Below are 16763 nucleotides of genomic sequence, written 5' to 3'. Positions count from 1 at the left end.
GATCCGGATTGCGTCTGAGGAGAATAACGCTTAGTGCAGGCACTGCTACACGCAGTTGCTAAAATCGTCGATTACGTCGCTTCTGTAACCGATTGGCAGTCGATCAAGCGCCAGACAGTGATCGATTGATGATCGAAACGGTTCGTGTTCCGTCTTGGTCCGGGGCATGTTGTGGCCGTGTGCAGCCAACGTGACTGGCTACGGCGATATGCGGGGAGGGCCACTGGATTGGCCCCGTGGCGGACGCCGTGACCTGTTCTGACGCCCGTTGTCCAGGGGCTTCTGTATGCGCGCCGTTCAGCGACTTCTGTATGCCGCTGTTCAGCGACGACGCTTGTGCAGGGCGATCGCCGCCGCCGTGCCGCCCGCCACCGCGCCCACACCGGCCGCCGCCGGGATGCCCACCTTCGCCGCCTTGCGGCCCGTGCGGTAGTCCCGCAGGCGCCACTCCAGCTGGCGGGCGTGCTTGCGTAGCTTGCTGTCGGGGTTGATGGCGTAGGGGTGGCCGACCAGCGAGAGCATCGGGATGTCGTTGTGCGAGTCGCTGTAGGCCGCGCAGCGGGTCAGGTCCAGGCCCTCTGCCGTCGCCAGGGCGCGCACCGCCTCCGCCTTGGCCGGGCCGTGCAGCGGCTCGCCGACCAGCTTGCCCGTGTAGACGCCGTCGACCGACTCGGCGACCGTGCCGAGCGCGCCGGTCAGGCCGAGGCGGCGGGAGATCACCTGGGCGATCTCCACCGGGGCCGCCGTGACCAGCCACACCCTCTGGCCCGCGTCCAGATGCGCCTGGGCGAGGGCCCGGGTGCCCGGCCAGATGCGCTCGGCCATGTACTCGTCGTAGATCTCCTCGCCGATCGACTGCAACTCGGCGACGCGGTGGCCCTTGACGATCGACAGCGCGGAGTCCCGGGCCTCCTGCATGTGCTCCGGGTCCTCGACGCCGGCCAGCCGGAACCACGCCTGCTGCCAGGCGAACTTCGCGAGGTCACGGGTCTCGAAGAACTTCCGCTTGTACAGGCCCCGCCCGAAGTGGAACAGGGCGGCACCCTGCATCACGGTGTTGTCCAGGTCGAAGAAGGCGGCGGCGTGTGCGTCGCCGTGCACCGGGAACACCGGCTCCTCGCCGACTACGTCCTGGGTGGACTTGCGTGCTGCCTCCGCCGAGGCCTCGCCGGCGAGCACGCTGCGTGCCGTGGCGGAGCGCCTACGGGAGGTGAGCCATCCGAGAGCGGCCATGGCGTGAGCATAGCCAGTTTGTTCGCTGGTTCCGGAGCGGTGAGGTTGGGAGGCTGTGAACTCTCCGCGACTCCGCCGTTAAACAAAGAGGAGAATGGCCGGCATGACTCCCCTCTTCGGCCGCACGGGTCGCGGCCCGCAGGACCGGCTCGTGACACTCATCCGGAAGCCCGGCTGCCATTTGTGTGACGACGCGCAGGCGATCGTGGAGAAGGTGTGCGCCGAACTCGGCGTTCCCTGGGAAGGAAAGGACATCACGCGGGATCCACAGCTCCATGACCAGTACTGGGAGCAGATCCCGGTCGTCCTCGTCGACGGCGAACAGCACACCTTCTGGCGTGTGAACGAGGATCGCCTCCGCAAAGCCTTGGCTTAGGATCGACGATGAACTGGTCTCGGGGGCGAGGATCGTAGAGGAGAGTGTGCGGTTTTGCCCCCAGGAGAAAAGGAACGGTGGTCCGTGCGCGCCGTTTCCACACCGGCGCGCGAGGGGCGCGTGACCCCGGTCACGTTGGCCGGGCAAATCGGACACCGTCTTTGTGCACGCGTTCACAAAGACATAGCCTGCTGGGGACGGGGCGGTCCGGGGACGTGTGACCGCCTGCAGCCCCGCTCTACCCGCAGGAGCACCGTGGCAACTGGCCGAACTCACCGACCGGCGACCCGTAGCCGAGGGATTCCCGAGGCCACCGTCGCCCGCCTTCCGCTGTATCTCCGCGCGCTGACCGCACTGTCGGAGCGCTCGGTGCCCACGGTCTCCTCCGAGGAGCTCGCGGCCGCCGCGGGGGTCAACTCCGCGAAGCTGCGCAAGGACTTCTCGTACCTGGGTTCCTACGGCACCCGCGGTGTGGGCTACGACGTCGAGTATCTCGTCTACCAGATCTCCCGTGAACTGGGGCTCACCCAGGACTGGCCGGTAGTGATCGTCGGTATAGGCAACCTCGGCGCCGCTCTCGCCAACTACGGCGGGTTCGCCTCCCGTGGCTTCCGGGTTGCCGCCCTCATCGACGCCGACCCCGCGATGGCCGGGAAGCCCGTCGCCGGGATCCCCGTCCAGCACACGGACGAGCTCGAGAAGATCATCAAGGACAACGGCGTGTCGATCGGTGTCATCGCCACGCCCGCCGGTGCCGCCCAGCCGGTCTGCGACCGGCTCGTGGCCGCCGGAATCACCTCCATCCTGAACTTCGCGCCGACCGTGCTGTCCGTCCCGGACGGCGTCGACGTGCGCAAGGTCGACCTCTCCATCGAGCTGCAGATCCTCGCCTTCCACGAGCAGCGCAAGGCCGGCGAGGAGGCTGCCGCCGCCGCTGTCGACGGCGCCGCCCCGGCTGCCGCCGTCCGCAAGGAGTCCGCCGACAAGGGACCCGACGGGGATGTCCCCGCCGTGATGCCGGCATGAGTCTCCTCGTCGTCGGGCTGAGTCACCGCAGCGCCCCGGTCAGTGTCCTGGAGCGGGCCACGCTGTCCGCGGACGCCCAGATCAAGCTGCTGCAGGACACGGCCGCCGCCGAACCGGCCGCCGAGGCCGTCGTCCTCGCCACCTGCAACCGCATAGAGCTGTACGCCGACGTGGACAAGTTCCACGCCGGTGTCGCCGAGGTGTCCACGCTGCTCGCCCAGCACAGCGGGGTCGGGCTCGACGAGCTCACTCCCTATCTCTACGTGCACTACGAGGACCGGGCCGTCCACCACCTCTTCTCGGTGGCCTGCGGGCTCGACTCGATGGTCGTCGGCGAGGGGCAGATCCTCGGCCAGATGAAGGACTCCCTCGCCAAGGCGCAGGAACTGCACACCGCCGGGCGCTTGCTGAACGACCTGTTCCAGCAGGCCCTGCGGGTCGGCAAGCGCGCCCACTCCGAGACCGGCATCGACCGTGCCGGACAGTCCCTGGTCACCTTCGGCCTGGAGCAACTGTCCGCCGGCGCGCCGGTCAAGGGATGGGCCCGCGGCAAGAAGGCGCTGGTCATCGGCGCCGGCTCGATGTCCTCGCTGGCCGCGGCCACGCTCGCGCGGGCCGGGGTCGCCGAGATCGTGGTCGCCAACCGCACCCCTGACCGCGCCGAACGTCTCGCCCAGATACTCAGCGAGGGCGACGACACGGACGTGTTGGCCCGCGCGGTCCCGATGGAATCGGTGCCGGTCGAGCTGACACGTGCCGATGTCACCGTCTCCTGTACGGGGGCCACGGGCCTGGTCCTCACGGCCGAGGCGGTCGCCGCCGCGGTGGCGGGTCGCGGCCCCGGTGGTGACGGTTCCCTCGGCGGTGGCAGCTTCCCCGGCGGTGACGGTTCCCCCGGCGGTGGCGGCTCTCTCGGCAGTGACGGTTCTCCCGAAGCGTGGACGCCGGGTGCGGGGCAGCCGGCCGGCGAGTCCGGTCGTACGACTGCTTCCGCCGCGTCGGCCGTGTCGGCCACGCCGGCGCCCTCCGCCCTCGGCACCGAGGAGGGCTGTCCGCTCGATGTGCCGGCCGTGCAGGCGACCGCCGGGTTCTCCGTGCTCGGTGAGGCGGCCGTGGCCGGGATGGCCGCCGCCGACCTCGAACAGCACGCCGCCTGGGTGGACAACGGCACCCCCCGTCAGCAGGGCTCCGCCCCCGCGGGCCTGGTCACCACGCTCGACCCCGCCGAGGAGGCGGACGCCATCGCCGCGCTCGCCGCCGCGGCGGCCGCGGTCGGCCGGGTGCCCGAGCGGCGCCGGCCCGAGCCGGTCGCCGAGATCCCGCGTCCCGAGCCCTCGCTCTTCCTGCTCGACCTCGCCATGCCGCGCGACATCGACGCGGCCGTGCACCGGCTGACCGGAGTGCGGCTGGTCGACATCGAGTCGCTGGCGGAAGCTTCCGCCGACGCGCCGATGGCGGCCGACGTCGACCAGGTCCGCCGTATCGTCGCCGACGAGGTCGCGGCCTTCGGCGCGGCGCAGCGGGCCGCCCACATCACGCCCACCGTGGTCGCCCTGCGCACCATGGCCGCCGATGTCGTCGCCGGTGAGATCGCCCGGCTCGACGGGCGGCTGCCGGGGCTGGACGACAAGCAGCGCGGCGAGATCACACAGACCGTGAAGCGTGTGGTCGACAAGCTGCTGCACGCGCCGACCGTACGGGTCAAGCAGCTCGCGGCCGAGCCCGGCGGCACCGGGTACGCGGACGCGCTGCGCACCCTGTTCGACCTCGACCCCGAGACGGTGGCCTCCGTCTCCCGCGCCGAGGACAACGCCGCCGACAGCGCCGAGGACAGCACCCAGAACAACGGCAAGAACCGAGGGCCGGCATGAGTAGCAAGGCATTGAGGCTCGGGACCAGGCGGAGCAGACTCGCCCTGGCCCAGTCCGGGCAGGTGGCGGACGCCGTGAGCCAGGTGACCGGCCGGCCCGTCGAGCTTGTCGAGATCACCACCTACGGTGACACCTCCCGCGAACAGCTCGCACAGATCGGCGGCACGGGCGTCTTCGTGACCGCGCTGCGCGAGGCGCTGCTCAAGGGCGAGATCGACTTCGCGGTTCATTCGCTGAAGGACCTCCCGACCGGGCAGCCCGACGAGCTGACGCTGGTCGCCGTCCCCGAGCGCGAGGACCCGAGGGACGTCATGGTCGCCCGGGACGCGCTGAAGTTCACCGACCTGCCGCGCGGGGCCCGCATCGGTACGGGTTCACCGCGCCGGATGGCCCAGCTGAACGCGTACGCACTCGGCCACGGGCTGGACATCCGGACCGTGCCGATCCGCGGGAACGTCGACACCCGCATCGGATTCGTCCGGGACGGTGAGCTGGACGCCGTGGTCCTGGCCGCCGCCGGACTGACCCGGATCGGCCGGATCGACGAGGTGACCGACTTCCTGTCGGTCGACACGGTTCTGCCCGCTCCCGGCCAGGGAGCACTCGCGATCGAGTGTGCCGCGGACAACGCGGACCTGATCGTCACTCTCGGTGAGCTCGACGACCCGTTCACGCGGGTCGCCGTGACCGCCGAACGGTCCCTGCTCGCCGCCCTGGAGGCCGGTTGCAGCGCCCCTGTGGGTGCGCTGGCCGACCTTCCCCCACGCTCGGCTCCGCTCGAGCGGGGGGACACCCAGGCCGACGGCCAGATTGTCAAGGAAATGCGCCTGCGCGGCGTCGTCGGCACGACCGACGGCACGCGGATGGTGCAGTTGTCCACCACCGGTCCCGTGCCCGAGTCGTACGACCAGGCAATGACGCTCGGTCGCGAACTCGCTGCCGAGATGCTTGCCCAGGGCGCGGCCGGTCTGATGGGGGAGCGAGCACTGTGAGCCCCACCACTCTTCCCGCCGGTCCTGGACACGGGCACGTCACCTTCCTGGGTGCCGGACCCGGAGATCCGGGGCTACTGACTCTGCGCGCCGTCGAGGCGCTGGCGAAGGCGGACGTTCTCGTCGCCGGGCACGAGGTGCTCGACGTCGTCCGTACGCATGCCAGATCCGGTGTCGCCGTCGTGAACACGGATGCGGATCCCTCCGGGGATCTTGCTTCCGGTTCTGCGCCGGCCACAGGCGTGCCTCAACTGACGGTTGTTGACGGCGCGTCAACAACCGCCGGCGTTCCCGCCGTGCGGGATGCCGCACATCTTGTCATGGAGGCCGCGCGGGGCGGCAGGCGGGTCGTACGCGCGGTGTCCGGGGACCCCGGGCTCGACGCGTACGCCGCCGAGGAGATGCTGGCGTGCGCCGCCGCGGGGGTGCCTTTCGAGGTCGTTCCCGGGGTCGCGGCCGCCGTCGGCGTACCCGCGTACGCCGGTGTTCCGCTGCGGGACGCCGAGGGGGCCGACGTCCGCTTCGTGGACGCGCGCACCGCTTCGGACCGGTGCTGGACGGAGGTGGGGGCGTCCGACGGGACCCTTGTCGTCACGACCACCCTGGACTCCGTCGGTGCCACCGCAGGCGAACTGGTGTCCGCCGGTCGTAAGCCCGATACACCGCTGACCGTCACGGTCGCCGGTACGACCACTCGGCAGCGGACCTGGACGGCGACCCTGGGCACCATCGCCCAGACGCTGAAGCAGGCCAAGGTGCTGCCCGCGCCCGAAGGCGGACGGCTGGTGATAGCCGTGGTCGGTGAGCGGTCCGCCACGGCTCAGCGTGAGCAGCTCTCGTGGTTCGAGTCCAAGCCGCTGTTCGGGTGGCGGGTTCTCGTACCGCGTACGAAGGAGCAGTCGGCCTCGCTCTCCGACCAGCTGCGGTCCTACGGGGCCGTGCCGCACGAGGTGCCGACGATCGCCGTCGAGCCGCCACGGACGCCCCAGCAGATGGAGCGGGCGGTCAAGGGGCTGGTGACGGGGCGCTACGAGTGGATCGCGTTCACCTCGGTGAACGCGGTCAAGGCCGTGCGGGAGAAGTTCGAGGAGTACGGGCTCGATGCGCGGGCCTTCGCCGGGATCAAGGTTGCCGCGGTGGGCGAGCAGACCGCGAAGGCCCTGGTCGCGTTCGGTGTGAAGCCGGATCTGGTGCCCAGCGGGGAGCAGTCCGCCGCCGGCTTGTTGGAGGACTGGCCTCCGTACGACCCGGTGTTCGATCCGATCGACCGGGTGTTCCTGCCGCGTGCGGATATCGCCACCGAGACGTTGGTCGCGGGGCTGATCGAGCTCGGGTGGGAGGTCGACGACGTCACCGCCTATCGGACCGTGCGGGCCTCGCCGCCGCCGGCCGAGACCCGGGAGGCGATCAAGGGCGGCGGGTTCGACGCCGTTCTGTTCACCTCGTCGTCCACGGTGCGGAACCTGGTGGGTATCGCCGGGAAGCCGCACAACGTGACCGTGATCGCGTGTATCGGGCCCGCTACGGCGAAGACCGCCGAGGAGCATGGGCTCCGGGTGGATGTGATGGCTCCCGAGCCGTCCGTGCACAGGCTGGTCGAGGCTCTTGCCGACTTCGGGTTGCGGCGCCGGGCCGCGGCGCTGGAGGCCGGGGATCCGGTGACCCGGCCGAGCGAGCGGCGACCGGGGGCTCGGCGGAGGCGTACGACCACCTGAGTGGGGTTGCGGGGCTCGCGCTCGGGCTCGGGCTGGTCTGGGGCTCGGGCTGGGGCTCGGGGTGGGCTGGTCTGGGGCTCGGGCTGGGGCTCGGGGTGGGCTGGTCTGGGGCTCGGGCGCGGGCTGTCGGTGGGATGCCTGCCTGCCGGTTGGCTGTGGTGTCTCCTGGGCGCTTGGGCTGCGCAGGGGCGCGGGTGTGGTGATGCCTGCGGCGCCTGTGCGGGGTGGTGGGGGCGTGTGTAGCGCCCACGGTTCGGGGTGGGGCGGGGGAGGGTCGGGGGTGTCCGTCCCCGGAACGGCGCGGAATCGGTTTCCTGCCGACTGGCTGGTGTTGACGCGACAACCGCTGCGGGCGGACACCCCCGCCCCGCCCCCTTCCCCTTCCCCTTCCCGCCGTACGCGGGTCCTGGTGCGCCCGCCTTCTCTTGTCTGAGCGAGGCGGTGGTGCCCCGGGCCGAGGCGGTGGGGGCCGACGGTGCGTCGGCAAAGCGGGTGTTGGGGCGGGCGTAGCGTAGGCGGTATGTCTACGTACGGATCCTTTCCCGGTGCGCGGCCGAGGCGGCTGCGGACGACTCCCGTCATGCGGCGCATGGTCGCCGAGACCCGGTTGCATCCCGCTGACTTCATCCTTCCGGCCTTCGTGCGGGAGGGTGTCGCCGAGCCGGTGCCCATCGCCGCGATGCCGGGGGTCGTGCAGCACACCCGGGACAGTCTGAAGAAGGCCGCCGCCGAGGCCGTGGCCGCGGGGATCTCCGGGATCATGCTGTTCGGCGTGCCGGAGGAGTCGAAGAAGGACGCCGTGGGGACGCCGGGGACCGATCCGGACGGGATCCTGCAGGTGGCTCTGCGTGATGTGCGGGCCGAGGTCGGTGACGACCTGTTGGTGATGTCCGATCTGTGTCTCGACGAGACGACCGATCACGGGCATTGCGGGGTGCTGGACGCTGAGGGGCGAGTCGACAACGACGCGACCCTGGAGCGGTACGCCGAAATGGCCCGGGTGCAGGCCGACGCCGGTGCCCATGTGGTCGGGCCCAGCGGGATGATGGACGGGCAGATCGGGGTCATCCGGGCCGCTCTCGATCAGATCGGGCGGCAGGACGTTGCGGTGCTCGCCTACACGGCCAAGTACGCGTCCGCTTTCTACGGGCCCTTCCGGGAGGCCGTCGCCTCCTCCCTGCGCGGTGACCGGAAGACCTACCAGCAGGACCCGGCGAACGTACGGGAGTCCCTGCGGGAGCTGGCCCTGGACCTGGAGGAGGGGGCCGACATGGTGATGGTGAAGCCGGCCGGGCCCTACTTGGACATCCTGGCCCGGGTCGCCGACGCCGTGGACGTGCCGGTCGCCGCCTATCAGATCTCCGGCGAGTACTCGATGATCGAGGCCGCCGCCGAGAAGGGCTGGATCGATCGGGACCGGGCGATCCTGGAGTCGCTGACCGGCATCAAGCGGGCCGGCGCGCAGAACATCCTCACGTACTGGGCCACCGAGGTGGCCCAGCAGTTGCGCGTTCAGTAGGCGAGCGCGTTGCCCATGTCGCGCTGCCAGTACGTCACTGTCAGCACTGTCGGCGAGCTGTCGTAGTAGACGCCCTTGGCCGGCAGCGTGGCGGGGGATTCGCGACCTCCGTTCGGCGGGCATCACGCCTCCGGAGGGGACGGCGTTGCTGGGCTGACGCCGGTCAGTCCCACCAGAAGTGCCAGGCGCCCTGGTCGAGCAGTTGTCGCTCGGCGTAGGCGCGCAGGCTCGGGTCGCTGCCCTGCAGGATGTTGTCCGGGCAGAACGCGAAGTGCTCGGCGGCTAGGGCCTCCGCATCGGCGAGGGTCGCGGGCGGGGTGGCGACCGACACCAGCAGGTGGTCGAAGCCGAGCGCCAGGACCCGGATGCCGAAGCGGTCCTCCCAGGAGCGGAGCACCGCGGACAGCCTGGCTGTGTCGAGCTCGTGGTTCGCCGGGCCCGTCCAGCCGATCGCGGCTGGGATGTCGGCGCTGCGGCGGGCGGGGACGAGGGCGAGGCGGGGGTCCTTCAGGGGGCCGCCGTCGTCGAGGAGGGAGCGGGCGATGTCGGTGGCGACCGCGTCGCCGGTGTCCGAGTCGCCGGTGTCCGAGTCGCTGTCCCTACCGGGCGCGGGCTCAGGGGAGTCGGCGAGCCCAGGCCACTCGTCGCCCTCCGCCGCGTACGCGTCCCAGAAGTCGGCCAGTACCTCTTCGGGGTCGTGATCGCCGGGATACGTCATCTCCCCGGGCCTCAACTCCCAGCCCTCCGGGCCGCCGTGGCCACCGCCGACGTCGACGACGAGGGGAAGCAGACCGACGGCTCGCGGTGGATGCTGGAGCGCCGCCCAGGCGTCGGGGGTGGCTCTGTCGTCCGCGAGCCAGAGCAGCGGTTCGTGCCAGGTGCCCTCGTCCGTCGCGTCGATCAGTCTGCCTGGCGGGAGGTGAAGACCGAGGGAGGTGAGGCGGGGGAGCGGGTTGGGAAGCGTCGCCATGTCGGTGACTGTAGGGGGAGCCACTGACAACGCGGTCGGGCAGGCGGGTTACTTGAGGCCGGAGGTGAACGCGGCCCAGGTGGTGGGGGCGACCTGGAGGGTGGGGGCGTTCGCTTGGGGGCTCTTGGAGTCGCGGATGTGGATGGTGTGGGGGCAGGTGGCGACCTCGACGCACTGTCCGCCCTCGTCGCCGTCCACGGGATGCCGCCGGGCCGCCAGTTGCGGCTCTTCCTGCGTGACGACGGGCACGCCCTGGTCGTCGAGGTGCACGACAGCGGGACCGGTGTGCCGCACATCGTGGACGACGGCGACGAGGGCGGGCGTGGGAGCTTGGTCAGGTGTTCTCCGCCCCGGTGTCAGTGGGTCCCGATAACGTGGGGATCCGCACGACTTGGGGGGATGAGATGGCTGACCAGCCTGTGCTCGCGCAGTTGCACTTCGGGCGGGAGGACGCCGAGCGGGATGTGACCGACGGACTGCTGCTGCGCGGCGGGTTCCTGCCGAACGCCGCGTACCGGGCAGCGCTCAGCGGTCGCAAGATGCTGATCATCGGGCGCAAAGGGTCGGGAAAGAGCGCCATCTGCATGCAGTTGATGTCGGACGGGGCGGGCGGGCACCGTGGCGGGAAGGTGCTCGTCACCCCCGACGAGGCCGCGGGGGAGGAGATCCGGCGGTTCGAGTTGCAGGGACTGCCCGGGGACTCGGCCAAGGCGCTGATCTGGCGGTACGTGTTCGCCGTGCACGCGGCCCGGCATCTGGTTGACCATGCCAGGGACGCGCATGCCGGCGGGCACAAGACCGACTCGGTGAAGGCGCTCGGGCGGTTCCTCAAGCAGAACGGCGAGGCGCCGGGCGGCGGCGGCCGACTGGTGGAGCGGCTGGCGCAGGGGGCGCGCGGGTTGCAGACCTCGCTGTCGCTGGAGGCCTTCGGGGTGAAGGCGAGCGTGGATCTCGCGCAGTCGCCGTCCGAAGGCGCGAGGGCGGCCCGGCAGTTGGAGGTCGTCGAGCAGGGCGTTGCGCGGGCCTTCGCCGACCTGGGGTGCGACGGCGTCGTACACCCTCCGCTGCTGGTCATGGTCGACCAGCTGGAGCAGGTGTGGTCGGCCGAGCCGGACAGCAACTCCATGGTGATCGGGCTGCTGCTGGCAGCCAAGCACGCCGCGAGCCTGTACGGCCGGTCCGTACGCTTCCTTCTTTTCCTGCGGGCCGACATCTACGACTCGCTGTCCTTCGGGGAGGGTGACAAGTTCCACGGGGACGAACTCAGGATCGCCTGGACGGAACAGGCGCTGCGGGACCTCGCGCTGGCGCGGGCGCGGGCCTCCGTCGGGGAGGAGCTGACCGAGGAGCAGCTGTGGCAGGAGCTGTTTCCCCGCACGGTGGGCGGTGAGGAGACCGCGAGTCATCTCTTCCGGCGCTGTCTGCCCCGGCCGCGCGACGCCATCCAGTTCCTCAACGCCTGCCAGGAGAAGGCCTGGTTGGACCATGAGCGGGAACGCATCACCGAGGCGGACGTGGAGCAGGCGGGTCGCCAGTTCTCGGAGTGGAAGCTCAAGGACCTGACGTCGGAGTACCTGGTCGCGCACCCCTTCCTCCGGAACCTGGTCCCCCTCTTCCAGAACACCGGGTACGTCGTCACCCGCGCAGCGCTCACCCGGCGCTTCGAGGCGGCGGCCGAGACCCTCCACCAGGACTTCCCCGCGTACGCCAACGCGTTGACACTCCCCGGGATCATCGACGTGCTGTACGGGGCCGGCTTCCTCGGGGTGCGGCGCGGCAACGACGTGGTGTACGCGGGCGACGACGGGCTGCCGGTCCAGCCGCACGAGACGGAGTTCCAGGTCCACCCCTGCTTCCGGGCGGCGCTCGGCGCGACCACCGCCTTCGACCTGCGACGCTACGAGCCCCAGTTCGTGGACGCCCGGATCTCGTCGGGCAACTTCAGCCCCGCCGCGTCGGGATCCTCCTCCCTCAACCGCGACGACCGGCTGCTCATGCAGCTCGCCCGATCCTGCCACTCCATCCTTTCCCAGGTCGGGCGGGCGGTGGCGCTGACGAGGGATGTCCGGGACGAGATCACGGTGCAGATCAACCGCGTCCTGGACGAGGTCAACCGGATACCTCCGGGAGCCGCCGCGTCCGTCGGCGTCGACGTGGACGAGTACCTCCTCGCCACCGCCCACTACTTCACCACCCTCGCCGCCCAACTCCGTGACAGCGGGCTGGAGGAGAGCGCGGGCATCGGCGATGTCGCGCGCCGCGTGGAGGAAGAGGTGCGGCGGCTGCGGCGGTCGGCGGGAGGGTCGTACGGCAGCTCGGGTGACTCGTCGGGCTACTGAAGCGCCATACTCGTTACGCGTAACGGAGTGCTGGGCCGGACCGTCGTGCGGTGGTGGCAGTCCGCCGACGGGGGAGGGGGACCGGTGCAGGGCGTACTGCTCGCACAGATCGCCCGTTTGATCAGTGAGGCCACCAAGGAGGCTGAGGTCACCAAGTCGGACGCGGAGCAGGCCGTCGCGGATGCTCGTGTCGCGGCCGAGAAGGTTGTCGCCGAGGCATCCGACCGGGCGCGTGGGACCTCCGAGGAGAGTTCGTTCCGGCGGGCCAAGGGGGCCGAAATCGTCGAGGACGTGCTCGGCACGGCGGCCGGGGAAGCGAGGAGAACCAAGTGGGACGCGGCCGCGGAAGCCGAGCTGATCCGTTGTGAGGCCGGGATCGAGGCGGACCGGTTGCTGACCGAGGCACGTGACATCGCCGAGCGGCTCATGGGCACGGCGAAGGACGACACGAAGGAGTACCGGGCCAAGACGGTCGAGTTGCGGGAGGAGGCCCGTCGGCTGCGCGGCGAGGCCGAGCAACTGCGTGCCGACGCGGTCGCCGAGGGCGAGAAGATCCGCGCGGAGGCCCTCAGGGAGGCCGTCCAGCAGATCGAGGAGGCGGCCCGCACCGCCGAGGAGCTGCTGTCCAAGGCGAAGGCGGACGCTGACGAGCTGCGTCAGTCCGCCATGGGGGACAGCGAAAGGGTCCGTACGGAGGCCATCGAGCGGGCGACGACGCTGCGGCGGCAGGCCGAGGAGATCGTGGAGCGCGCCCAGAAGGAGGCCGGACGGGGCCGGGCGGACGGTGAAGGGCAGGTCCGGGCGGCTGAGCAGGCCTGACCACACGCTTCCGCGAGTCTGGGCCCGAGGCGGACCAGAACGGCGCGGCGACCCGAATCCGGGTCGCCGCGCCGGCCTGGTCATCAGCGGTCGCGTCAGAGCCGCTCGGGCGTCCGGATCCCCAGCAGGCCCATGCCGCGGTGGAGGGTGCGGGCCGTCAGGTCGACCAGGAGCAGGCGGTTCTCGACGACCGCGGGAGGGTTGTCGGCGGACAGCACCTGGCACTGGTCGTAGAACGTCGTCAGCAGCGACGCCAGCTGGTACAGGTACGCCGTCAGCTTGTGCGGGGCGTACTCGGCGGCGGCCTCCGTGACCGTCTCCGCGAAGGCGTCCAGGTGCAGGCCCAACGCCCGCTCGGCGGGCGCGAGTTCCAGCTCCGGGTGGGCGGCCGGGCGGGCCTCGCCCGCCTTGCGGAGGATGGACTGGATACGGGCGTACGCGTACTGGAGGTAGACCGCGGTGTCGCCGTTCAGGGAGACCATCTGGTCCAGGTCGAACTTGTAGTCCCGCACGGCGGACGTGGACAGGTCGGCGTACTTCACCGCGCCCACGCCGACGTGCCGGCCGTTCTCCTCGATCTCCTGCTCCGTCAGGCCCACCTTCCCGGCCTTCTCCCGGACCACGGCAGTGGCACGCTGGACGGCCTCGTCGAGGAGGTCCTCCAGCTTCACCGTCACGCCCTCACGGGTCTTGAACGGCTTGCCGTCCTTGCCGAGCACGGTGCCGAAGGCCAGTTGGTGCGCCCTGACGTCGTCGCCCAGCCAGTCGGCCCGGCGTGCCGTCTCGAACACCATCCGGAAGTGCAGCGACTGCCGGGCGTCGACCACGTACACCAGCGTGTTCGCCTTCAGGCGGAACACGCGGTCGCGGATCGCCGACAGGTCGGTGGCCGCGTAGCCGTAGCCGCCGTCGGACTTCTGGACGATCAGCGGGACCGGGTTGCCGTCCGGGCCCTTGACGTCCTCGAAGAACACACACAGGGCGCCCTCGGAGCGGACCGCGACGCCCGACTCCTCCAGCAGCCGGCAGGTCTCCGCGAGCATGTCGTTGTAGCCGGACTCGCCGACGATGTCCGGGTCGCGGACCTCCATGTCCAGCTTCTCGAAGACGGAGAAGAAGTAGATCTTCGACTCGTCGACGAACTTCTGCCAGGTGGCCAGCGTGTGCGGGTCGCCCGCCTGGAGGTCGACCACCCGGCGCCGGGCCCGCGTCTTGAACTCCTCGTCGGAGTCGAACAGCTTGCGTGCGGTCTTGTAGAGGCGGTCGAGGTTGGACATCGCCTCCTCACCGCTCACCTGGGATTCCTTGTGGTCCAGCTCGTGCGGGTGCTCGTCCAGGTACTGGATGAGCATGCCGAACTGGGTGCCCCAGTCGCCGATGTGGTGCCTGCGGACGACCGTCTCGCCGGTGAACTCCAGGAGGTGGACGACCGCGTCGCCGATCACCGCGGACCGCAGGTGGCCGACGTGCATCTCCTTCGCCACGTTCGGCTGGGCGTAGTCGACGACCGTCGTGCCCGGGTTCTCGACGAAGGGCACGCCCAGGCGGTCCACGTCCGCGTACCGCGCGGCGAGGTTCTCGGTGATCGCCCTGTCGGTGAGCGTGATGTTCAGGAAGCCGGGCCCGGAGACCTCGATGTCCTTGATCACCTCACCGGTGACCACCTGGGAGACGACCTGCGTCGCCAGCTCCCGCGGGTTCGCCTTGGCCTTTTTGGCCAGGGCCAGAATGCCGTTGGCCTGATAGTCGGCCCGGTCGCTTCGGCGCAGCAGCGGGTCGGCGGAACCGGCCTCCGGCAGGGCAGCCGAGAGAGCCGTCGCGAGGTGCTGCTGGACACAAGCGCTGAGGGACGTGACCGAGGCCATGGAGTGTGTGCCGTTCTCCTCGTGGGGATGGATGGGCACGGCCAGTATCCCACGGTGCGTAAAGCGGTTTTCCGGGGTGCTGGGTGGTCTGGGAGAATGGGGGACACCAGCAGGACACCAGCAAAGACACCCGCAAGCTTCAGCAAGCCTTCGCAAAAGGCCTTCAGTAAAAGAGGACGTGCCGATCGTGGCTCAGAGCACCGAGACCACCGACTGGGTCTCCCGTTTCGCGGATGAGGTCATCGAGGAGTCGGAGCGTCGGGCCTCGGGCAAAGCGGCATCACCCGCTGACGCTCCGGTGGTCGTCGTCGCCTCCGGCCTCTCCCCCTCCGGACCCATCCACCTGGGGAACCTGCGCGAGGTCATGACCCCGCATCTCGTCGCCGACGAGATCCGCCGGCGGGGGTACGCGGTGCGCCATCTGATCTCCTGGGACGACTACGACCGCTTCCGCAAGGTGCCCAAGGGCATCGCCGGTGTCGACGAGGACTCCTTCCTGGAGCACATCGGCAAGCCGTTGACCTCCGTGCCCGCCCCCGAGGGCTCCGCCCACCCGAACTGGGCCGAGCACTTCAAGGCCGCGATGACCGAGTCGCTGGCCGAGCTGGGCGTGGAGTTCGACCCGATCAGCCAGACCGCGCAGTACACCTCCGGTGTCTACCGCGAGCAGATCCTGCACGCCATGAGGCACCGCGGTGAGATCGACGCGATCCTCGACCAGTACCGCACCAAGAAGGCCCCGGCGAAGCAGCAAAAGAATCAGCAGAAGCCGGTCGACGAGGCCGAGCTGGAGGCCGCCGAGGGGTCCGGCGCGGCGAACGAGGACGACGGCAGCTCCGGCTCCGCCGGGTACTTCCCGTACAAGCCGTACTGCGGCAACTGCGAGAAGGACCTCACCACCGTCACCGCGTACGACGACGACACCACCGAGCTGACGTACACCTGCACCGGCTGCGGTTTCGGCGAGACCGTCCGGCTGAACGAGTTCAACCGCGGCAAGCTGGCCTGGAAGGTCGACTGGCCGATGCGGTGGGCGTACGAGGGGGTCGTGTTCGAGCCGTCCGGGGTCGACCACTCCTCCCCGGGGTCCTCGTTCCAGGTCGGCGGGCAGATCGTCGGGATCTTCGGCGGGAAGCGGCCGATCGGCCCGATGTACGCCTTCGTGGGCATCAGCGGGATGGCGAAGATGTCCTCGTCGAGGGGCGGGGTGCCCACCGCGGCCGACGCCCTGAAGATCATGGAGCCGCAACTCCTGCGTTGGCTGTACGCCCGCCGCCGGCCCAACCAGTCCTTCAAGATCGCCTTCGACCAGGAGATCCAGCGCCTCTACGACGAGTGGGACAAGCTCGACGCCAAGGTCGCTGGGGGCACCTCCCAGGCTTCCGGCTCTGGGGGAGGTTCCGCCCTGCCGGGGGACGTCGCCGCGCACGCGCGTGCCGTCGGGACCGCCGCCGGTGAGTTGCCGCGCACGCCCCGGCCGATGCCGTACCGGACCCTCGCGTCCGTCGCCGACATCACCGCCGGACACGAGGACCAGGCGCTGCGCATCCTCAGCGAGCTCGACCCGGCCAACCCGCTCGCCTCGCTCGACGAGGTGCGGCCGCGGCTCGACAAGGCCGAGACGTGGATCAACACCCAGGTGCCCGCCGACCAGCGGACCATCGTGCGTGAGGAGCCCGACCACGAGCTGCTGAAGTCCCTCGACGAGCCGTCCCAGCAGTCTCTGCGGCTGCTGCTCGACGGGCTCACCGAGCACTGGTCGCTCGACGGCCTGTCCCACCTCGTCTACGGCGTGCCCAAGGTGCAGGCCGGCTTCCCGGCCGACGCCACGCCCAAGGAGCTGCCCCCGGAGATCAAGACCGCCCAGCGGTCCTTCTTCGCCCTGCTGTACCACCTGCTGGTCGGGCGGGACACGGGACCGCGACTGCCCACGCTGCTGCTGGCGGTGGGGCAGGAGCGGGTGCGGACCCTGCTCGGGGAGTGATGGCGGGGTAGCGGTGGAGTATCGGCGGTTCTGTGCCGGTGTTCACCAGGAGGG

At 70.4% G+C, this 16763-nt stretch carries 12 protein-coding genes and 1 pseudogene; 9 read left to right on the top strand and 4 right to left on the bottom strand.

The genetic code is table 11. The annotated features are described in order from the left end of the window. Positions 1-321: 321 nt before the first annotated feature. Positions 322-1233: an HAD-IB family hydrolase gene (locus M2271_RS08590; RefSeq protein ID WP_280886493.1), complete on the bottom strand. Its 912-nt coding sequence runs from the start codon at positions 1231-1233 to the stop codon at positions 322-324. A 94-nt stretch (positions 1234-1327) separates the two neighbouring features. Here M2271_RS08590 and M2271_RS08585 point away from each other — a divergent pair, with 94 nt between their 5' ends. From M2271_RS08585 to hemB, 6 genes are all read left to right on the top strand, one after another. After that, a complete protein-coding gene (locus M2271_RS08585) occupies positions 1328-1609 on the top strand; it encodes a glutaredoxin family protein (RefSeq protein ID WP_280886492.1) in 282 nt (93 codons plus the stop codon). A 255-nt stretch (positions 1610-1864) separates the two neighbouring features. Beyond that, positions 1865-2635: a redox-sensing transcriptional repressor Rex gene (locus M2271_RS08580; protein ID WP_280886491.1), complete on the top strand. Its 771-nt coding sequence runs from the start codon at positions 1865-1867 to the stop codon at positions 2633-2635. Continuing rightward, positions 2632-4506: a glutamyl-tRNA reductase gene (locus M2271_RS08575; protein WP_280886490.1), complete on the top strand. Its 1875-nt coding sequence runs from the start codon at positions 2632-2634 to the stop codon at positions 4504-4506. The genes M2271_RS08580 and M2271_RS08575 overlap by 4 nt, the downstream gene beginning before the upstream one ends. Next, the gene (gene hemC, locus M2271_RS08570) at positions 4503-5498 is read left to right on the top strand and encodes a hydroxymethylbilane synthase (protein ID WP_280886489.1); all 996 of its coding nucleotides are present in this window, start codon (positions 4503-4505) and stop codon (positions 5496-5498) included. Before M2271_RS08575 ends, hemC begins: the two co-directional genes overlap by 4 nt. After that, the gene (locus M2271_RS08565) at positions 5495-7213 is read left to right on the top strand and encodes a bifunctional uroporphyrinogen-III C-methyltransferase/uroporphyrinogen-III synthase (protein WP_280886488.1); all 1719 of its coding nucleotides are present in this window, start codon (positions 5495-5497) and stop codon (positions 7211-7213) included. The genes hemC and M2271_RS08565 overlap by 4 nt, the downstream gene beginning before the upstream one ends. A gap of 520 nt (positions 7214-7733) precedes the next feature. Then, on the top strand, positions 7734-8732 hold the full coding sequence (hemB, locus tag M2271_RS08560; RefSeq protein ID WP_280886487.1) for a porphobilinogen synthase: 999 nt from the start codon (positions 7734-7736) through the stop codon (positions 8730-8732). 163 nt (positions 8733-8895) lie between these two features. On the opposite strand, the gene M2271_RS08555 is transcribed toward hemB, so the two are convergent. Together M2271_RS08555 and M2271_RS08550 are read right to left on the bottom strand one after the other, a co-directional pair. Then, positions 8896-9702, bottom strand: a complete 807-nt coding sequence (locus M2271_RS08555) for a DUF4253 domain-containing protein (RefSeq protein WP_280886486.1) — start codon at positions 9700-9702, stop codon at positions 8896-8898. 48 nt (positions 9703-9750) lie between these two features. Then, entirely contained in the window at positions 9751-9921 is a 171-nt protein-coding gene (locus tag M2271_RS08550; protein WP_280886521.1) for a DUF397 domain-containing protein, read from the bottom strand. A 185-nt stretch (positions 9922-10106) separates the two neighbouring features. Between M2271_RS08550 and M2271_RS08540 the strand changes: the two genes are divergently transcribed. Together M2271_RS08540 and M2271_RS08535 are read left to right on the top strand one after the other, a co-directional pair. Then, on the top strand, positions 10107-12041 hold the full coding sequence (locus M2271_RS08540; protein WP_280886485.1) for a hypothetical protein: 1935 nt from the start codon (positions 10107-10109) through the stop codon (positions 12039-12041). A 105-nt stretch (positions 12042-12146) separates the two neighbouring features. After that, a pseudogene (locus M2271_RS08535) lies at positions 12147-12824 on the top strand (hypothetical protein); the annotation flags it as partial. 131 nt (positions 12825-12955) lie between these two features. Here the strand turns inward: M2271_RS08535 and argS are convergent. After that, on the bottom strand, positions 12956-14725 hold the full coding sequence (gene argS, locus M2271_RS08530; RefSeq protein ID WP_280886520.1) for an arginine--tRNA ligase: 1770 nt from the start codon (positions 14723-14725) through the stop codon (positions 12956-12958). A gap of 178 nt (positions 14726-14903) precedes the next feature. Between argS and lysS the strand changes: the two genes are divergently transcribed. Further along, complete coding sequence (gene lysS / locus M2271_RS08525) at positions 14904-16709, top strand: lysine--tRNA ligase (protein ID WP_280886484.1); 1806 nt, start codon at positions 14904-14906, stop codon at positions 16707-16709. Positions 16710-16763 lie beyond the last annotated feature (54 nt).

The sequence above is a fragment of the Streptomyces sp. LBL genome, from assembly GCF_029893585.1.
Classification (GTDB): Bacteria; Actinomycetota; Actinomycetes; order Streptomycetales; family Streptomycetaceae; genus Streptomyces.
Note: the sequence above shows the minus strand (reverse complement) of the source record. Positions and strands in the feature narration are given on the sequence as shown.